This is a genomic window from Streptomyces sp. NPDC058246, from assembly GCF_042881985.1.
In the GTDB taxonomy this organism is placed as follows: domain Bacteria; phylum Actinomycetota; class Actinomycetes; order Streptomycetales; family Streptomycetaceae; genus Streptomyces.
This window is the reverse complement of the sequence record NZ_JBHVWZ010000001.1, coordinates 259,370-278,023: the sequence shown is the minus strand read 5'-3', so window position 1 is coordinate 278,023 and position 18,654 is coordinate 259,370. Positions and strand designations below refer to the sequence as shown.

The window sequence follows — 18,654 nt, the reverse complement described above, 5'->3', positions numbered from 1 at the left end:
CAGATTTCTTCTGCCGGGCCCCTTCACAGTTGGGTGCGGCTTTGCTCTGATGACCGTCGAGCCGGGTGAGCCACGGACGTTCGGGGTCAGGAGGAGCGGTGGAGTACAACCTTGCCGACCTGTTCGAGTCGGTCGTCGACGCGGTCCCGGGCCGTGAGGCGCTCGTGTACATCGACCACCCCGGCACGGGCGCGGAGCGCCGGCTCACCTACGCGCAGTTGGACGCCGCCGCGAACCGCATCGCGCACCACCTGATCGACACCGGCGTCCGCCCGGGCGAGCACCTCGGGCTCCACCTCTACAACGGCGTCGAGTACGTGCAGACCCTGCTGGGCTGCCTGAAGGCGCGGATCGTGCCGGTCAACGTCAACTACCGCTACGTCGAAGAAGAGTTGGCCTACCTCTACCGGGACGCCGATCTGGTGGCGCTGGTCTTCGACGCGGAGTTCACGGACCGGGTGGCGGCGGCGCTGCCGCACGCGTCGGCGCTGCGGCATCTGATACGGGTGGGGACCCCAGCGTCCGACGTCGACGCGCCGCCTGCGGTGGATTTCACGGACGCCGAGGCGACCGGCTCCCCCGAGCGGGGCTTTCCGGCGCGCTCGGCGGACGACCAGTTCATCATCTACACCGGCGGCACGACGGGGATGCCCAAGGGGGTGATGTGGCGGCAGGAGGACCTGTTCTTCTCCGGCCTCGGCGGTGGCGCGCCGACGGGCGAGCCGGTCAAGAAGCCCGAGGAGCTCGCGGAGCGCGTGGCGGCCGGCGGCGAGGGCATCACGTTCTTCCCCACTCCCCCGCTGATGCACGGCACTTCGACGCTGACCGCCTTCATCGGCTTCAATTTCGGCCAACGCGTGGTGATCCACCGCAAGTTCGTGCCCGAGGAGGTCCTGCGCACGATCGAGAAGGAGAAGGTCACCAGCGTGTCGCTGGTCGGCGACGCGATGCTGCGCCCCCTGATCGACGCGCTGAACGGGCCCATGAAGGGCACGGACTGTTCCTCCGTGTTCAGCGTGTCGTCCTCCGGCGCGATCATGTCGGACACGGTGCGCGAGCAGTTCCAGGCGCTCGTCCCGAACGTCATGCTCCTGAACAACTTCGGTTCGTCGGAGTCCGGCTTCAACGGCACCGCGACGGCGGACTCGGGCCCGCGGCGCGGCTTCCGGGTGCGTGTCAACTCCCGTACCCAGGTGGTGGATCCGGCCACGCACGAGCCGGTCGCGGTCGGTGAGCCCGGGCGGGTGGCCCAGCGCGGTCACGTACCCCTCGGCTACTACAACGACCCCGAGAAGACCGCCGAGACCTTCTTCCAGAAGGGCGACGAACGGTGGGTGCTCCTCGGCGACATGGCCACCGTCGACGAGGAGGGCATCGTCACCGTCCTCGGCCGCGGCTCCCAGTGCATCAACACCGGCGGCGAGAAGGTCTATCCGGAGGAGGTCGAACAGGCCCTCAAGTCACACCCGGACGTGTACGACGCCCTGGTCGCCGGGGTGCCCGACGAGAAGTGGGGCAACCACGTCGCGGCGGTCGTCCAGCTCCGCGAGGGCGCCGGCCATCCCTCCCTGGAGGACATCCAGACGCACTGCCGCACCCACCTCGCGGGCTACAAGATCCCCCGCCAGCTCGTCATCACGGACGCCATCCAGCGATCGCCGAGCGGGAAGGCGGACTATCGCTGGGCGCGGTCGGTGGCCGCGGAGGCGGCGGCCGGCTGAGGAACCCTCCGGCGCGGACGGGTCGGTCCCGGGTCAACGCCAGTCGGGCGTGCCCGAGGCCGGCGGCAGCAGGGACTCGATCTTCGCCCGGATCTCGCGCATGACGGCGACGATGCGGGCCTCGTGGTCCGCGGTGAGGCGGTTCACGGGCACCGAGCAGCTGATGGCGTCGGTGGCCGGGGTGGCGTAGCGCAGGGCGAATCCGAAGCCGGCGATGCCGGGCACGGTCTCTTCGCGGTCGAGCGAGTAGCCGCGGGCGCGCACTCCGGCGAGGTCGGCGAGCAGGGTCACGCGGTCGGTGTGCGTGTTCTCCGTCAGCGCGGTGAACGGCACGAGGGGAAGCGGCAGTTCGTCGTCGGGGCGCTCGGCGAGGAGTGCCTTTCCGAGGGCGCCGGCGTGGGCCGGGACCCGGCGGCCGACGCGGCTTAGGGTGCGCGGGTACTCGTGGGACTCCCGGGTCGCGAGGTAGACGACGTCCGAGCCGTCGAGCCGCGCCAGGTGGATGGTCTCGCCGAGCGTGTCAGAGGCCTCGTCGAGGTAGGGACGGACCATCCGTACATACCGGTCGCTGTCCAGGTAGCTGGTGCCCGTGAGCAGCGCGCGGATCCCGATGCCGTAGAGGGAGCCGGTGGTGTCGGAGCGCACCCAGCCGCAGTCGACGAGCGTCTGCAGCAGCTGGTACATGCTGCTGCGCGGCACGCCCAGTTCGGCGGCGAGCTCGTCCAGGCGCGAGGGCCGGTCGCCGCGGTCGGCGAGCAGCTCAAGCAGCGCGACGGTTCGGGCCGCCGACTTCACTCCACGGACCCCTGTGCTCTCCGGCATGCGGCCCATCGTAAATCCGCGCTGTCGCACCCATTGACCTCTCACGGTTCACCGACCTAGCCTCAATTCTCATATATAGACGCCATCTGCATACAGGGATGAGATCATGACAGGGTTCAGCGTGGGGGCCATAGGCGTGCGCACCGAGGATGTGATGCGGCGGCTGCGGGAGGGCATGACCGGCGGGGTGCTGTCCTTCCCGCTCACGAGCTTCCGGGACGACGGCGGCCTCGACCTGGACTCGTACCGGACGTACCTGACCGCCCAGCTGGCCACCGCGCCGGGCGCCGTGTTCCCCGCCTGTGGCACCGGCGAGTTCAGCGCGCTGGACGAGGACGAGTACCGCGCCGTCATCGAGGCCACGGTCGAGATCGCCGGCGGCCGGCTGCCCGTGGTCGCGGGCGTCGGCTACGGCTGGGCGCAGGCGGTGCGGTTCGCCCGGATCGCGGAGGAGGCGGGCGCGGACGCCGCGTTGGTGCTGCCGCACTATCTGGTCGAGGCCCCGGAGGACGGCCTGGTGGAGCAGCTGCGCCGGATCGCCGCCGGCACCCGGCTGCCGCTCATCGCCTATCAGCGCGGCCCGGTCGCCTTCACCCCCGACGGCGTGCGCCGGATCGCGGAGATCCCCACCGTCATCGGCCTCAAAGACGGGCACAGCGACCTCGACCGGCTCCAGCGCCTCACGCTCGCCGCCCCCGACGGCTTCCTCTTCTTCAACGGCGCCGCCACCGCCGAGATCCAGGCGCGCGCGTACGCCACCGTCGGCGTCCCCGCCTACTCGTCGGCCGTCCACGCCTTCGCGCCCGAAATCGCGAACGCCTTCTTCACCGCGCTGCGCGACGGCGACGACGCCACCACGACCAGGCTCCTGCGCGACTTCTACGTCCCGCTGGTCGAGCTGCGCGACCGGGTGCCGGGCTACGCCGTCTCGCTGGTCAAGGCCGCCGCCCGGCTGCGCGGTCTGCCCGTCGGCCCGGTACGCGCCCCGCTCACCGACCCCGCGCCGGACGACCTCACCGAGCTGGAGAAGGTCCTCGACGACGGGCTCGCCCTCGTCGGAGCCGGGCGCCGTCCGGCCTGACACGCACCCGGACCCCCGGCGCGCTCCACACCCCTCGACCACCCCGCACGGCCCGGACGGGACCCGGGCCGTCCCCACGGGTGTGCTCCGGCTGCCCGCTCCACAGTTCACAACAGTTCAAAGGGGAACTGCCTTGCCTCTTGTCGTAGTCGGGATCAGCGTTCTGGTGCTGCTGCTCCTCATGACCAGGCTGAGGATGAACGGCTTCGCGGCGCTGCTGCTGGTGGCGGTGGGGGTCGGCGTCGTCCGGGGGATTCCGCTGGAGAAGATCCCGGACGTCCTCTCGGAGGGCATCGGCGGTCAGATCGGCGACACGATGCTCACCATCGGGCTCGGCGCCATGGTCGGCCGCGTCATGGGCGACTCCGGCGCCGCACAGCGCATGGCCGGCAAGCTCCTGGACGCCTTCGGCCCCCGCGGGGTCCAAGTGGCGATGGTCGTGACGGCCATGCTCATCGGCGTGACCATGTTCTACGAGGTCGCCTTCATCATCATCGTGCCGATCGCGTTCACCCTGGTGCGGGTCACCGGCGCGAAGCTGCTGTGGGTCGGGCTGCCGATGTCGATCGCCCTGTCCACCATGCACAGCTTCCTGCCGCCGCACCCCGGCCCCACCGCCGTGGCCTCGACCTTCCACGCGTCCATCGGACTGACGTTGTTCTACGGCCTGTTCATCGCCGTCCCGGCCGGCGCGCTCGTCGCGCTGGTGTGGCCGCGCCTTCCCTTCGTCGGCGCACTCGACCCCGCCATCCCCACGGGCCTGGTCAGCGCGCGCGAGTTCGCCGACGAGGAGATGCCCGGTCTCGGCTGGTCCCTGTTCGTGGCCCTCTTCCCCGTCGTCCTGATCGCGGGCGCGGCGGTGACCGACCTGGCCACCTCCGCGAAGACCCCTCTCCTGCACTTCGTCGCCTTCATCGGTTCGGCGCCGATCGCGCTCCTGCTGACCCTGCTCCTGGCCGTCTGGGCGTTCGGACCGCGGATGGGCCGCAGCCTCGCCGAGGTCAGCGCGTCCTGCACCGCGGCGGCCCAGGCGATGGCGATGATCCTCCTGGTGATCGGTGCCGGCGGCGCCTTCAAGAACGTCCTCGTGGAAGGCGGGATCTCCGACTACATCAAGGATCAGACGCAGAGCTGGTCCATCTCGCCGATCGTGCTCGGCTGGCTCATCGCGGTCATCCTCCGCGTCGCGCTCGGCTCGGCGACGGTCGCCGTCGTCACGGCCTCCGGCGTGGTGCTGCCGCTGCTGGCGGGCAGTGGCGTCCATCCGGAGATGATGGTGCTCGCCGTCTCCTGCGGCTCGATCGCCTTCTCGCACGTCAACGATCCCGGATTCTGGCTGTTCAAGGAGTACTTCAACCTGTCGGTCATCGACGCGATCAAGGTCCGCACCACCTATACGACGGTGCTCGCGACCCTCGGCCTGGGCGGTGTCCTGGCGTCCGAGTGGACCCTCGACGTCCTCAGCCTCTGACCCCAGCGCCCGCGCCACCCGCACCCAAGGACTTTGATGAGCATGAACACGAGCCCGAGCACACAGCCGATCGTCACCGAGTTCTCGGTCTATCCCGTCGCCGGCCGGGACTGCATGGAGCTGAACCTCTCCGGCGCGCACGGCCCCTACTTCACCCGCAACGTGGTGGTCCTCAAGGACTCCGAGGGCCGTACGGGTCTCGGCGAGGTCCCCGGCGGGGAGAAGATCACCCGGACGCTGCGGGACGCCGAGTCCCTCGTCGTCGGCGCCAAGGTGGGCGACTACCAGCGCGTGCTGCGCGAGATCGGGGACCGCTTCGCCGACCGCGACGCCGGCGGGCGCGGCGCGCAGACCTTCGACCTGCGGACCACCGTCCACGCGGTCACCGCCGTCGAGTCGGCGCTGCTGGACCTGCTGGGGCAGCACCTCGACGTACCGGTCGCGGCGCTCCTCGGCGACGGTCAACAGCGTGATTCCGTACGGGTGCTGGGCTATCTCTTCTACGTCGGTGACCCCGACCGCACCGATCTGGAGTACGCGCGCGAGCCCGCCACGGACGTGGAGTGGTACCGGATCCGGCACGAGGAGGCCCTGACGCCCGGGGCGATCGTCCGGCAGGCCGAGGCGGTGTACGACCTGTACGGCTTCCGGGACTTCAAGCTCAAGGGCGGCGTGCTGGAAGGCGCCGAGGAGGTCAGGGCCGTACGGGCGCTCAAAGAGCGGTTCCCCGAGGCCCGCGTCACCCTCGACCCGAACGGCGCGTGGTCCCTGCGCGAGGCCGTCGAGCTGTGCGGGCCGCTGGTCGGCACGCTCGCCTACGCCGAGGACCCCTGCGGAGCCGAGGGCGGCTACTCCGGGCGCGAGATCCTGGCCGAGTTCCGGCGCGCCACGGGGCTGCCGACGGCGACCAACATGATCGCCACCGACTGGCGGCAGCTGACCCACGCCCTGGCCCTGCAGTCGGTGTCCATCCCGCTGGCCGACCCGCACTTCTGGACCATGCAGGGCTCGGTGCGAGTGGCTCAGCTGTGCAACGCGATGGGGCTGACCTGGGGCTGCCATTCGAACAACCACTTCGACATCTCGCTCGCCATGGTGACCCACTGCGGGGCCGCTGCCCCGGGCGAGTACAACGCCCTCGACACGCACTGGATCTGGCAGGAGGGCCTGGAGCGGCTCACCGTCGCCCCACCACGCATCGTCGACGGCGAGATCGCCGTCCCCGACGCGCCCGGGCTGGGCGTCGACCTCGACATGGACCGGCTCCTCGCGGCGCACGAGCTGTACCAGGAGAAGGCGCTGGGGGCCCGCGACGACGCGATCGGCATGCGCTGTCTCGTCCCCGGCTGGGAGTTCGACGCGAAGCGTCCTTCCCTGGTGCGCTGACCGGGGCGGAGCCGCGGGGACGGTACGGGACGGGCAGGGGCGGAGGGGGCGAAAACCCCGGAGGCACCGCCCACCCACCCCGTCGCACACCTTGACGACTCCCCGACCCCCCTGAATTACTGATCCCGAACACCTCGACCGAATGATCGGTCGTCCGGATTGGCACGGTTGGCGAGGGAGGGGTCCTCATGGCGGATTCCACGGAGTCGAAGGGCCTGCTCGACGCGGGAGAGCGGCTCGACGCGGACGGGTTGCAGGCGCTCCAGCTGGAGCGGCTGCGGGCGACGCTACGACACGCGTATGAGAACGTGCCCTTCTACCGGGAGTCCTTCGACAAGGCGGGCGTCGGCCCGGACGACTGCCGTGCGCTCTCCGACCTGGCACGCTTCCCGTTCACGGTGAAGGCGGACCTGCGCGAGAACTACCCGTACGGAATGTTCGCCGTACCCCAGGAGCGAATCCGTCGCCTCCACGCGTCGAGCGGCACGACCGGCCGCCCCACCGTCGTCGGCTACACGGACAACGACCTCTCCCTGTGGGCCGACATGGTGGCCCGCTCGATCCGCGCCGCGGGGGGCCGCCCGGGCGACAAGGTGCATGTGGCGTACGGATACGGGCTGTTCACCGGCGGCCTCGGCGCGCACTACGGCGCCGAACGGCTCGGCTGTACGGTGATCCCCGCCTCGGGCGGCATGACGGCACGTCAGGTCCAGCTGATCCAGGACCTGAAGCCGGAGATCATCATGGTCACCCCCTCGTACATGCTGACCCTGCTCGACGAGTTCGAGCGGCAGGGCGTCGACCCGCGCGGCACCTCGCTGCGGGTGGGGATCTTCGGGGCCGAGCCGTGGACCGAGGAGATGCGGCGGGAGATCGAGGAGCGGTTCGCGATCGACGCCGTGGACATCTACGGCCTGTCGGAGGTGATCGGCCCGGGTGTCGCGCAGGAGTGCGTGGAGACGAAGGACGGGCTGCACATCTGGGAGGACCACTTCTATCCGGAGGTCGTCGACCCGTTCACCGGCGAGGTGCTGCCGGACGGAGCGGAGGGCGAGCTGGTGTTCACCTCGCTCACCAAGGAGGCGATGCCCGTCATCCGTTACCGGACCCGGGACCTGACGCGGCTGCTGCCGGGCACGGCGCGGGTCTTCCGCCGGATGGAGAAGATCACCGGCCGCAGCGACGACATGGTGATCCTGCGCGGCGTCAACCTCTTCCCGACGCAGATCGAGGAGATCGTGCTGCGCACGCCGGGAGTCGCTCCGCACTTCCAGCTGCGGCTGAGCCGTGAGGGACGGCTGGACTCCCTGACCGTACGGGCCGAGGCCCGGCCGGACGCCGGCCCCGCCGATCGCCACACGGCCGCGCAGGCCATCGCGGCGGCCGTGAAGGACGGGATCGGCGTGTCGGTCACGGTCGAGATCGTCGAACCGGAGTCGCTGGAGCGGTCGGTGGGAAAGATCAAGCGGATCGTGGATCTGCGCCCGCGTTAGTCACCGGCTGTACCGGTCCCGCAGCTCCCGCTTCAGGATCTTCCCGCTGGCGTTGCGCGGCAGCTCGTCCACGAACAGCACCCGCTTGGGTGCCTTGAAGGGGGCGAGCTTCTCGCGTGCGTGGGAGATGAGTTCGGCGTCCGTGACGTCGCCTCGGGCGACGACGACCGCGGTGACGGCCTCGATCCAGCGCTCGTCCGGAAGGCCGATGACGGCCACCTCGGCGACCTGTTCGTGCGCGTAGAGCGCGTCCTCGACCTGGCGTGAAGCAACCAGTACACCGCCGGAGTTGATGACGTCCTTCACCCGGTCCACGACGGTGAAGTACCCCTCGGCGTCCCGCACGGCGAGGTCCCCGGAGTGGAACCATCCGTCACGGAAGGCCTCGGCCGTCTCCTCCGGCTTGTCCCAGTACCCCTCGCACAACTGCGGTGAGCGGTAGACGATTTCGCCCGGTGTCCCGTCGGGCACGTCCTTGCCGTTCTCGTCGACCACCCGCGCGTCCACGAACAGCACCGGGCGTCCGCAGGAGTCCATCCGCCCCTTGTGCTCGTCCGGCCCGAGGACGGTGGCCAGGGGGCCGATCTCGCTCTGGCCGAAACAGTTGTAGAACGCCAGCCCCGGCAGCCTCTCGCGCAGCCGCTCCAGCACGGGCACCGGCATGATCGACGCCCCGTAGTACGCCTTGCGCAGCCCGCTCAGATCGCGGGTCGCGAAGTCCGGACGGTTCGACAGGCCGATCCACACGGTGGGGGGCGCGAACAGGCTGTCCGCTCGCCCCGCCTCGATCAGGTCGAAGAGCTGGTCGGCGTCGGGCGCGTCGAGGATGACGTTCGACGCGCCGACCGCGAGATACGGCAGCAGGAACACATGCATCTGCGCCGAGTGGTACAGCGGCAGCGAGTGCACCGGCCGGTCCCCCGCGCTCAGGTCGAGGGCGGTGATCGCGCTCAGGTACTCGTGCACCAGGGCGCGGTGCGTCATCATCGCGCCCTTGGGCAGGGCGGTCGTCCCCGAGGTGTAGAGCAACTGCACCAGCGTGTCGCCGCGCGCTTCCGCACCCTCGTACGGGGGCGCCGCGTCGAGCCGCGCGAGCAGCGAGTCGTCGGCGTCGCGCAGCGGCAACACAGGTACGCCGTCGGGGAGTCGGCCGGCGAGGTCGGGGTCGGCCAGGACCAGCGCGCTCCCCGACTGGCCGACGATGTACGCGAGGTCGTCGCCGGTCAGGTTCTGGTTGACCGGCACATGTACGAGGCCCGCGCGGGCGCAGGCGAGGAAGCCGATCAGATACGCGTCGGAGTTGTGGCCGTAGGCCCCGACCCGGTCGCCGGGGGCGAGCCCCTGGTCGAGCAGCACGCTCGCGGCACGGGAGACGGCCTCGTCGAGTTCCGCGTAGGTCCAGGAGCGCTCGCGGTAGTCGACCGCGATGCGCGCCGGGGTGCGCCGGGCGCTGCGCCGCAGCACCCCGTCCACCGTGCTGCCGTGTCCAGGCGTCATGACACAGGATCCTCGGTCCGTGACGCGGCGAGGTCAAGCCGGAGGCCGTCGCCCAGGGGTACGCGCGAGGGCTACGACGTCGTGGCCGACCGAGGTGAGCAGCGGTACGAGCGCCCGCCCGACGACTCCGGTGGCTCCGGCGACCAGTACACGCAGGGGAATCCATCTCCTGATGTCGGCCCCCCGGGTGGTCCGGTGAACGGTTCCCGGGGTCGGTTCGGCATCAGGACGGGCGAGTGTGTCGCCGCATGACAGGTCAGTGAAGTGACCTGAGTCATACCACTCGGGTGCGGCCCTGCCAGTACGGGTCCCGCAGCCGCCGCTTGTACAGCTTTCCGTTGGGATCGCGCGGCATGGCCTCGATGAAGTCGACGCTCTTGGGGCGCTTGTATCCGGCGAGCTGTCGCTCGCAGTGGCCGAGGATGTCGGCGGCGAGCGCTGGTCCTGGCTCATGGCCGGGGGCGGCCTCGACGACGGCCTTGACCTCCTCGCCCCAGTCGTCGTGCGGGATGCCGAAGGCGGCCGCGTCGGCCACGGCGGGGTGGCTGAACAGAGCGGCCTCGATCTCGGCCGGGTAGATGTTGACCCCGCCCGAGATGATCATGTCGATCTTGCGGTCGCGGAGGAAGAGATAGCCGTCCTCGTCGAGATAGCCGAGGTCGCCGACGGTGAAGAAGTCGCCGATGCGGTTCTTCTTCGTCTTGGTCTCGTCCTTGTGGTACGAGAATCCGCCGGTGCTCATCTTCATGTAGACGGTGCCGAGTTCACCGGGCTGCAACCGCTTGCCGTCGTCGTCGAAGACGGCGAGTTCGCTGATGGGCCAGGCCTTGCCGACCGTGCCGGGCTTCTTCAGCCAGTCCTCGGCGGTGGCGAAGGCGCCGCCGCCCTCGCTGGCCGCGTAGTACTCCTCGACGCTGTCGCCCCACCACTCGATCATGGACCGTTTCACATGGTCGGGGCAGGGTGCGGCGCCGTGGATGGCGTGCCGCATCGACGACACGTCGTAGCGCGCCTTCACCTCGTCGGGGAGCGCCAGCAGACGGTGGAACTGGGTCGGGACCATATGGGTGTGGGTGCACGTATGGGCGTCGATGACACGGAGCATCTCCTCGGGCGTCCACTTGTCCATCAGCACCAGCCGGTGGCCGATGTGCAGGGAAGCACCCGCGAATTGCAGCACGGCCGTGTGATAGAGCGGCGAGCAGACGAGATGCACGTTGTCGCCGAACGGCTTGATGCCGAAGATGCCGAGGAAGCCGCCGAGGTACGACTCCTCGGGCAGCTTGCCGGGCAGCGGGCGCCGGATGCCGCGCGGGCGTCCCGTGGTGCCCGAGGTGTAGTTCATGACCCAGCCGAGGGTGCGGTCGGCGGGCGCCGACTCGGGCTGCCCGTCGAGCAGTTCGGCGTACGGCCAAAAGCCCGCCGCGTCGCCGACCGCGTACCGACGCGCCGGGGGAAGTTTCGCCTCGTCGGCGGCGTGCCGGGCGGCGTCCGCGAACCGTTCATGGGCGATGAGGACCTTGGCGCCCGAGTCGGCGACGATCCAGGCGATCTCGGGGCCGACGAGGTGGTGGTTGACGGGGACGAGGTAGAGGCCGGCCTGTGAGGCGGCCAGGTAGGCGACGAAGAACTCGACGCCGTTGGGGAGCACGACCGCGAAGGAGTCGCCCCGTTCGAGGCCGGCGGCGCGCAGTCCGTGGACGAGCTGGTTGGCGGCGGCGTGCAGCCGCCCCGCGGTCCACTCCTCGCCGTCAGGGGTGATCAGGACGGTCCGTCCGGGGTCGGCGGCGGCCTGGGCCCAGAAGCCGTTCGCGGGCGTGTTCACAACCGGGTTTCCCACCGTGGTCACTGCTCGGCGCTCCTTCCGGCGATGCGGTTGATGCGGTCGACGGTCTGCTCGAATCCGCGGGTCAGGTCGTCGAAGACGGCCTGGACGCTGCGTTCGCTGTTCATCCGGCCGACGATCTGCGCGACGGGGGTGCCGAGCAATGGCTCCACCTCGTGCTTCTGGATGCGTGAGAGCGCCTCGGCGACGAGCAGACCCTGGAGGGGCATGGGGAGGGTGCCGGGTCCGTGCGGGTCGTCCCAGGCGTCGGTCCACTCGGTGCGCAGCTGGCGGGCCGGTTTGCCGGTCAGGGCGCGCGAGCGGACGGTGTCGCCGGACCCGGCGGCGAGCAGCTTCCGGGTCACGGCGCGGGAGTGCATCTCGGCCTCGGTGACGGTCAGCCACAGCGAGCCGAGCCACACACCCTGGGCGCCCAGGCTGAGCGCGGCGGCCACCTGCCGTCCGCTGCCGATGCCGCCCGCCGCGAGGACGGGCAACGGATCGACGGCGTCGACGACTTCGGGCGTGAGCACCATCGAGGCGATCTCCCCGGTGTGCCCGCCCGCCTCGTAGCCCTGCGCGACGACGATGTCGATGCCGGCCTCGGCGTGCTTGCGCGCATGCCGGGCACTGCCCGCGAGCGCGGCGACCAGGACGCCCTTCTCGTGCGCACGCTCCACCACATCGAGGGGCGGTGAGCCCAGCGCGTTGGCGAGCAGCCTGATCGGATAGTCGAAGGCGACGTCGAGCTGGGTACGGGCGACCTGTTCCATCCACCCCGTGATGCGCCACCCGGACGCCTCGCCCTCGGCGAGTTCGGGCACGCCGTACTTGGCGAGGGTGTCCTGCACGTACTGCCGGTGCCCCTCGGGGATCATCGCCTCGACATCGGCCTCGGTCAGTGGCTGATTCCCCGTGGCCTCGACCTTCTTGGCGGGCATCACGACGTCCAGACCGTAGGGCCTGCCGCCGACGTTCGCCTCGATCCAGTCGAGATCGCGTTTCAGGTCGTCGGGTGCCGTGTAGCGGACCGCGCCGAGCACACCGAATCCGCCCGCACGGCTGATGGCCGCGGCGACGGCGGGAAACGGCGTGAAGCCGAAAATGGCGTGCTCGACTCCCAGTTCCTTGCTCAGCTCCGTCTGCATGGCCGCAGGATGCCGCAGTCCCGCGGACGAGGGAAGAGGTTTTCTGATGCTCCGTCAGATTCGGTGGGGGCGAGGGATCCCTTTCCGTCAGGGCGGACTCACCCGAGTCCGTCAGGGTTGACACACCCGCCCCTGACGGGAAAGTTTCACTCCGCACGGCGAACCCGGAAAGATACTTTCAGGCGGCGCGGCGGGAGGCTCCTCGATGACCGAAGGCGCGAAGGACAGAGCGAATGGCGGACTGACCCGTCGTCAACTGGGTCGAGCAGTACTGGCTCTGGGGGGCGCCCTGGCCATCGCCCCGCTCCCCGCGGGGCCCGCGGCGGCTTCCACCGAGGTCGGTGGCCGGCCGCCCCTGCGGCACGGATCGGCCGCACAGGCGGGCCTGCTGCCGGAACATCTGCGCCAACTCGTCACCGACGCACAGGCTTTCCTCGGACCCTCCCCCCAACGCCCCTGGTACGCGGGCGCCGTGCTCCTCGCCGGACGTGGCTCCACCGTGGCACTGCACCAGCCCATCGGCATGGCGGTGCGCTACTCGGCGTACGACGAGAAGACGGACACCGGCGTCGAGTTCCCGGCCGACCAGCAGATTCCGGCCGCCGAGGACACCGTCTACGACCTCGCCTCCGTCTCGAAGCTGTTCACCTCGATCCTCGCCGTGCAGCAACTGGAGCGCGGCGCCCTGGAGCTGGAGGCGACGGTCGCCTCGTACCTCCCGCAGTTCGCGGGTGGCGGCAAGCAGGACATCACGATCCGTCAACTCCTCACCCACACCTCCGGTTTCCGCGCCTGGATCCCGCTGTACAACGCGCCGACCCGCGAGGGAAAGCTCCAGCTCATCTGGGACGAGGCGCCGCTCAACCCACCCGGCACCAAGTACCTCTACTCGGACCTGAACCTGATCTCGCTCCAGCTGGTCCTGGAGAAGATCACCGGCCGCACCCTCGACACGCTCCTGCACGACGAGATCACCGACCCGCTCGGCATGCACCGCACCCGCTACAACCCGCCCGCCTCCTGGAAGCCGGAGATCGCCGCCACCGAGGACGCGCGGCTGCCCTGGTCGGGCCTGAACCGCGGGCTGGTGTGGGGCGAGGTACATGACGAGAACGCGTACTCCCTGGGCGGCGTGGCAGGCCACGCGGGCGTCTTCTCCTGCGCCTGGGACCTCGCGATCCTCGGCCGTACGCTGCTGAACGGCGGCGTGTACGGCAGCGCGCGCATCCTCGCGCCGGAGACGGTCGACCTGATGTTCACCGACTTCAACACCGCCTTCCCCGGCGACGAGCACGGCCTCGGTTTCGAGCTCTACCAGCACTGGTACATGGGTGCGATGGCGACCCCGCGCACCGCGGGCCACACCGGCTTCACCGGGACCTCGCTCGTCCTCGACCCGACGACCGACTCCTTCCTTGTCGTCCTCGGCAACTCCGTCCACCCCGTGCGCAGTTGGCGATCGGGGTCCGCTCCCCGCGTCGCCACCGCGAACAACCTGGCGCGGGCTGTGGCGGTACGCCCCGCGCGCGGCCGTACGTCCTGGTTCTCCGGAATGGCGAGCGCGACGACGGCGACCTTGACCCTGCCCGCGCTCGACACCACCGCCGGCCCCGCGCGCCTGTCCTGCGCCCTGTGGTGGGACACCGAACCCCAGTCGGACCTCCTCTTCCTGGAAGCCTCGGCCGACGGGGCGACGACCTGGCAGCCGGTCCCCTTCACCACCACGGCCAAGGACGAGGAACCGCTGGAGCATCCGGCCGGCACGGCCGCCGGCTGGTCGGGGCGGGTGTGGCACCGGCTCACCGCCGACCTGCCCCGGGCGCCGCGGCTCGCCCTGCGCTGGCGGTACACGACGGACCGGCTGTACGTCGGCCGCGGCGCCTACGTCGACGCCCTGCGGGTCGAGGCAGGAGACCGGGTCGCCTTCGACGAGAGCCGCCCGGCGGACGCCGCCCGCATGGAGGCGGTGGGCTGGGCGGCGTCCCGGGACTGAGGGCCCGCAGGCGAGACGGGGGCGTCCTCGCCCCCGGCCACGCCGAGAGGGAGCCTCGGCCTGCGGTCAGCCCTTGTCCTCCAGCAGGGCCATGGCCGCGTTGTGACCGGGCACCCCGCTCACCCCACCGCCGCGCACCGCGCCCGCGCCGCACAGCAGCACGTTGGCGTGCCGCGTCTCCACTCCCCAGCGGCCCGTGCCCTCCTGGGCGTACGGGAAGGCGAGATCGCGGTGGAAGATGTTGCCGCCGGGCAGCCGCAGGTCGCGCTCCAGGTCGAGCGGCGTCTTCGCCTCGACGCAGGGACGGCCGTCCGCGTCGGTGGCCAGGCAATCGGCGAGCGGCTCGGCGAGGTGGGCGTCCAGTTGCGCCAACGTCGACTTCAGCAGCTCTTCCCGTACCGCGTCGTTGTCCCGCTCGAACAGCCGGGCCGGGGTGTGCAGGCCGAAGAGGGTGAGGGTCTGGTAGCCCTGCTCGACGAGGTCCTGGCCCAGGATGCTCGGGTCGGTGAGCGAGTGACAGTAGATCTCGGAGGGCGGCGCGCTGGGCAGCTCCCCGGAGGCGGCCTGCGCGTGGGCCCGCGCCAACTCCTCGTACCCCTCCGCGATGTGGAAGGTTCCGGAGAACGCCTCGCGTGGGTCGACCGAGGTGTCGCGCAGCCTGGGCAGCCGCTTGAGCAGCATGTTCACCTTGAGCTGCGCGCCCTCGGCCGGGGTGGGCGGCTCGTCGCCGGTGAGGTGCGCGAGCTCCTGCGGCGAGGCGTTGACGAGGACGTGCCGGGCCGCGACGACGCCTTCCCCGTCCGCGGTCCGGTAGGTGACCTCGGCCGCCTCCCCGTCCGTCTCGATCCGCAGCACCTCGTGGCCGGTGGCGATCACAGCGCCGGCGTGCCGCGCCGCCGAGGCGATCGCGTTCGTGAGGGCGCCCATGCCGCCGACCGGCACGTCCCAGGCGCCCGTGCCGCCGCCGATCACGTGGTAGAGGAAGCAGCGGTTCTGCCGCAGCGAGGGATCGTGGGCGTCGGCGAAGGTTCCGATGAGGGCGTCGGTGAGGACGACACCGCGGACGAGGTCGTCGGCGAAGTACTCCTCCACGGCCGCGCCGACCGGCTCCTCGAAGAACATCCGCCAGGCGTCCTCGTCGTCGACGCGGCGGCGCAGCTCGTCCCGGCTGGGCAGCGGCTCCGTGAGCGTGGGGAACACCCGTTGGGCGAGGCGGCCCGTGATCCCGTAGAAGCGCTGCCAGGCCTCGTACTCCTGGTTCGAGCCGGTCAGCCGCGCGAACGCCTCGCGGGTGCGGCGCTCGCCGCCCCCGACGAGCAGACCGGTGGGCCGCCCGTCCCGTTCGACGGGTGTGTACGAGGAGATGGTGCGCCCGCGGACGCGGAAGTCGAGGCCGAGATCCCGCACGATCTTCCGGGGCAGCAGGCTCACCAGGTACGAGTACCGCGACAGGCGCGCGTCGACCCCGGCGAACGGCCGGGTCGACACGGCGGCGCCCCCGGTGGTCCCGAGACGCTCCAGCACCAGTACGGACCGCCCGGCCCTGGCCAGATAGGCGGCGGCGACGAGTCCGTTGTGGCCCCCGCCGACGATCACGGCGTCGTATCCCTCGTGTGCAGGCATGGTTCTTCGTAGCACGTGATGATCTACGTCGGCCAGAGGTGCGTGGCAGCCGGCCGTATGGGGCTAGGTGTCGGCCGTCCGGCGTTGGAGGACGAGCGCGTCAGCGCCGTACGGGGGTCTGGGGGTGGAACCCCCGATACGGGAGTGTGGGGGGCTGAGCCCCGGATACGGGAAGTCTGGGGGCGGAGTCCCGATACGGGAGTCTGGAGGGGGTGGAGCCCCGGATACGAGCGTCTGGGGCGGAGTCCCGGATACGGGGCGGCGGGGGCGGGACACCGTCCTCGCTCAACGTCCCCCGGCCGCCCGCTGCTGCCGTAACGCCGCCACTCTCCGATACAGCTCGACGGCCTCCTGCCCGCGCCCCAGCTGTTCCAGGCAGTGGGCCTCGTCATTGCGGCTGGCGAGCGCGTCGGGATGGTCGGCGCCGAGGACCCGCTCACGGGCGGCGGCGACACGGCGGTACTCGGTCAGCGCGTCCGCCCAGCGGCCGAGCCACCCTAGCCCGACCGCGACCTCGCGGCGGCTGACGAGGGTGTCCGGGTGATCGGCGCCGAGGACCCGCTCACGGATCGCGGAGACGTCACGTGACTCCGCGAGCGCCTCTTCCCAGCGCCCCATGCGGCCGAGGTTCACCCCGAGGCCGTGCCGGGCGCGCAGGGTCTCGGGATGCGCGGGTCCGTGCACCCGGGTGCGGTCGTCGATCAGGTCGCGGTACAGCTCCAGGGCCTGCGCGCTGCGGCCGAGCCGGCCGAGGCTGATGCCGACCTCGTAGCGGGCGGCGAGCGTGTCCGGGTGGTCGGGACCCAGCGCCTGGGCGCGGGCCTCGGCCACCTCCTGGTAGGTGTGCAGGGCCTCCGGCCAGCGCCCCAACTGACCGAGCGCGTAGGCGACCTCGTACCGCGTGACGAGCGTGTCGGGATGGGCCGGGCCGAGCACCCGGGCACGCGCGGCGGCGACCTCCCCGGCCATCCGGTAGGAGTCCTCCAGGCGCCCGAGTCTGCTCAGGTTGAAGGCGAGGTTGTGGCGGCAGCGCAGGGTGTCGGGATGGTCGGTGCCCATGGAGCGTTCCCGCTCGGCGAGCACGGACGTATAGGCCTGGTGCGCCTCGAAGTGACGGCCCAACTGACCGAGCACATACGCCATTTCCTGCCGCGCGGCCAGGGTGTCGGGGTGATCGGGACCGAGCACCCGCTCACGGGCCTGGGCGACATGCGCGTATTCGCGCAGCGCCTCGGCGGGGCGGCCGGTCCGGCTGAGCGTGAAGCCGACCTCGTAGCGGCTGGCGAGGGTGTCGGGATGGTCGGGTCCGAGGGCGTGTTCCCGCTCGGCGGCGACCGCTCGGTGCACCTCGCCCGCCTCGGTCCACCGGCCGAGCCGCCCCAGGCTCAGACCGGCGTTGTGCCGCCCCGCCAGAGTGGTGATCAACTCCGGCGAGGGGGTGGGCCGTTCGTTCCGCTCGGGCTCGCGGGTTACGGCCGTGGAGGGGCGGGCGATCCACTCGCCGGTGAGGCCTGCCGCCGCTTGAGGCGGGGTGGTGCGCAGCCCGGCGCCGGTCGCCTTGTGGCCGGTGGTCATGCCCCGGGTCCAGGACGGCAGCCGGGGTTCGCGCGACGGCGGCTGCTCGGGGCGCGGCTGCGCCGAGGGCGCCAGGGCCCGCTGCTGCGAGGCGGGTTGGCGCACGGCCGGGGTCACCACGGTCGGCACGTACATCGGGGTGGTGCGGCCCGCGCTGATCCGGCGGCCGAGTTCGCGGGCGTCCCGGGGGCGGCCATCCGGCTCCTTGGCCAGCAGGTCCAGAATGATCCGCTCGAAGTACTCGGGGAGTTCGGCCCGGTGGGTGCGCGGCGGCTCGGGGGGCGTGTCCCGGTGGCCGACGAGCACCGCCCAGGCGTCGTCGAGGTCGAACGGCGGGGCGCCGGTGGCGATTTCGTAGAGCACGCATCCGAAGGAGTACAGGTCGCTGCGCTGGTCGACATGGGCGCCGCTGATCTGCTCCGGCGACATGTAGTGCGGGGTGCCCATCGCGATCCCGGTGCCGGTCAGCCGTGCCGTGAAGCCGATGTCGTGGCCGAGGCGGGCGATGCCGAAGTCGCAGATCTTCACCGTGCCGTCGGCCAGCCGCATGATGTTCGCGGGCTTCAAATCGCGGTGCACGATGCCCTGTTGATGGGTGTAGGCGAGCGCGGAGGCCACCTGGTCGGCGATGTCGACGACTTCGCCGACCGGCAGCGGATGCTGCTTGTTGTCCTCCAGGAGCTGACTCAGATTCCGCCCCTCCAGCAGCTCCATGACCAGGTACAGCACGCCGTCGGACTCACCGAAGTCATGGACGACGGTCACCCCGCGGTGCTGGAGGGCGGCGGCCACCCGGGCCTCGCGCCGAAACCGCTCCCGCAGGACACGCGTGAAGGACTGATCGTGGTGCGGACCGAGGGGCTTGAGACACTTGACGGCGACCTGCCGGCCCAGCGACTCGTCGCGCGCCCGCCACACCTCGCCCATGCCGCCCCGCCCGATCAGATCGAGCAGCCGGTACCGGCTCTGGATCAGCCTGGTCTCCGCCATCTCGTGCGATCGCCCCCGTCGCTCTTCGC

General features: G+C 71.1%; 13 protein-coding genes. 6 read left to right on the top strand and 7 right to left on the bottom strand.

Features of this window, described 5'->3' with window-relative positions:
• The first annotated feature begins 98 nt into the window (after positions 1 to 98).
• On the top strand, positions 99 to 1,721 hold the full coding sequence (locus ACFVXA_RS01190; RefSeq protein ID WP_390023353.1) for an acyl-CoA synthetase: 1,623 nt from the start codon (positions 99 to 101) through the stop codon (positions 1,719 to 1,721).
• Positions 1,722 to 1,754: 33 nt separating this feature from the next.
• Here ACFVXA_RS01190 and ACFVXA_RS01185 read toward each other — a convergent pair whose 3' ends face one another.
• Complete coding sequence (locus tag ACFVXA_RS01185) at positions 1,755 to 2,543, bottom strand: IclR family transcriptional regulator (protein WP_390023350.1); 789 nt, start codon at positions 2,541 to 2,543, stop codon at positions 1,755 to 1,757.
• 106 nt (positions 2,544 to 2,649) lie between these two features.
• Between ACFVXA_RS01185 and ACFVXA_RS01180 the strand changes: the two genes are divergently transcribed.
• From ACFVXA_RS01180 to paaK, 4 genes are all read left to right on the top strand, one after another.
• Positions 2,650 to 3,624, top strand: a complete 975-nt coding sequence (locus ACFVXA_RS01180) for a 5-dehydro-4-deoxyglucarate dehydratase (RefSeq protein WP_389932773.1) — start codon at positions 2,650 to 2,652, stop codon at positions 3,622 to 3,624.
• Between the two features lie 133 nt (positions 3,625 to 3,757).
• Complete coding sequence (locus ACFVXA_RS01175) at positions 3,758 to 5,095, top strand: gluconate:H+ symporter (RefSeq protein ID WP_362019265.1); 1,338 nt, start codon at positions 3,758 to 3,760, stop codon at positions 5,093 to 5,095.
• A 42-nt stretch (positions 5,096 to 5,137) separates the two neighbouring features.
• Positions 5,138 to 6,481: an enolase C-terminal domain-like protein gene (locus ACFVXA_RS01170; RefSeq protein WP_389932768.1), complete on the top strand. Its 1,344-nt coding sequence runs from the start codon at positions 5,138 to 5,140 to the stop codon at positions 6,479 to 6,481.
• Positions 6,482 to 6,669: 188 nt separating this feature from the next.
• Positions 6,670 to 7,974 (top strand): phenylacetate--CoA ligase PaaK, encoded by a 1,305-nt coding sequence (gene paaK, locus ACFVXA_RS01165; RefSeq protein ID WP_389932765.1) that lies wholly within the window; start codon positions 6,670 to 6,672, stop codon positions 7,972 to 7,974.
• Here paaK and ACFVXA_RS01160 read toward each other — a convergent pair whose 3' ends face one another.
• From ACFVXA_RS01160 to ACFVXA_RS01145, 4 genes are all read right to left on the bottom strand, one after another.
• Entirely contained in the window at positions 7,975 to 9,471 is a 1,497-nt protein-coding gene (locus ACFVXA_RS01160; RefSeq protein ID WP_389932762.1) for an acyl-CoA synthetase, read from the bottom strand.
• Positions 9,472 to 9,504: 33 nt separating this feature from the next.
• The gene (locus ACFVXA_RS01155; protein ID WP_383903482.1) at positions 9,505 to 9,618 is read right to left on the bottom strand and encodes an NAD-dependent epimerase/dehydratase family protein; all 114 of its coding nucleotides are present in this window, start codon (positions 9,616 to 9,618) and stop codon (positions 9,505 to 9,507) included.
• Positions 9,619 to 9,745: 127 nt separating this feature from the next.
• Positions 9,746 to 11,296: an acyl-CoA synthetase gene (locus tag ACFVXA_RS01150; protein WP_384397003.1), complete on the bottom strand. Its 1,551-nt coding sequence runs from the start codon at positions 11,294 to 11,296 to the stop codon at positions 9,746 to 9,748.
• Between the two features lie 20 nt (positions 11,297 to 11,316).
• The gene (locus tag ACFVXA_RS01145; protein ID WP_390023348.1) at positions 11,317 to 12,444 is read right to left on the bottom strand and encodes a nitronate monooxygenase; all 1,128 of its coding nucleotides are present in this window, start codon (positions 12,442 to 12,444) and stop codon (positions 11,317 to 11,319) included.
• A 205-nt stretch (positions 12,445 to 12,649) separates the two neighbouring features.
• Between ACFVXA_RS01145 and ACFVXA_RS01140 the strand changes: the two genes are divergently transcribed.
• Complete coding sequence (locus ACFVXA_RS01140; RefSeq protein WP_384396858.1) at positions 12,650 to 14,437, top strand: serine hydrolase; 1,788 nt, start codon at positions 12,650 to 12,652, stop codon at positions 14,435 to 14,437.
• Between the two features lie 66 nt (positions 14,438 to 14,503).
• Here ACFVXA_RS01140 and ACFVXA_RS01135 read toward each other — a convergent pair whose 3' ends face one another.
• Together ACFVXA_RS01135 and ACFVXA_RS01130 are read right to left on the bottom strand one after the other, a co-directional pair.
• Positions 14,504 to 16,060 (bottom strand): NAD(P)/FAD-dependent oxidoreductase, encoded by a 1,557-nt coding sequence (locus ACFVXA_RS01135; protein ID WP_362019249.1) that lies wholly within the window; start codon positions 16,058 to 16,060, stop codon positions 14,504 to 14,506.
• A gap of 285 nt (positions 16,061 to 16,345) precedes the next feature.
• Complete coding sequence (locus ACFVXA_RS01130) at positions 16,346 to 18,625, bottom strand: tetratricopeptide repeat protein (RefSeq protein WP_390023345.1); 2,280 nt, start codon at positions 18,623 to 18,625, stop codon at positions 16,346 to 16,348.
• Between the last annotated feature and the right edge of the window lie 29 nt (positions 18,626 to 18,654).

Bases quoted from the DNA above. Each gene is read 5' to 3' on its own strand.
- ACFVXA_RS01185 (WP_390023350.1), bottom strand. From the start codon at position 2,543: ATGCCGGAGAGCACAGGGGTCCGTGGAGTGAAGTCGGCGGCCCGAACC.
- ACFVXA_RS01180 (WP_389932773.1), top strand. From the start codon at position 2,650: ATGACAGGGTTCAGCGTGGGGGCCATAGGCGTGCGCACCGAGGATGTG.
- ACFVXA_RS01170 (WP_389932768.1), top strand. From the start codon at position 5,138: ATGAACACGAGCCCGAGCACACAGCCGATCGTCACCGAGTTCTCGGTC.
- paaK (WP_389932765.1), top strand. From the start codon at position 6,670: ATGGCGGATTCCACGGAGTCGAAGGGCCTGCTCGACGCGGGAGAGCGG.
- ACFVXA_RS01160 (WP_389932762.1), bottom strand. From the start codon at position 9,471: ATGACGCCTGGACACGGCAGCACGGTGGACGGGGTGCTGCGGCGCAGC.
- ACFVXA_RS01145 (WP_390023348.1), bottom strand. From the start codon at position 12,444: ATGCAGACGGAGCTGAGCAAGGAACTGGGAGTCGAGCACGCCATTTTC.
- ACFVXA_RS01140 (WP_384396858.1), top strand. From the start codon at position 12,650: ATGACCGAAGGCGCGAAGGACAGAGCGAATGGCGGACTGACCCGTCGT.
- ACFVXA_RS01135 (WP_362019249.1), bottom strand. From the start codon at position 16,060: ATGCCTGCACACGAGGGATACGACGCCGTGATCGTCGGCGGGGGCCAC.
- ACFVXA_RS01130 (WP_390023345.1), bottom strand. From the start codon at position 18,625: ATGGCGGAGACCAGGCTGATCCAGAGCCGGTACCGGCTGCTCGATCTG.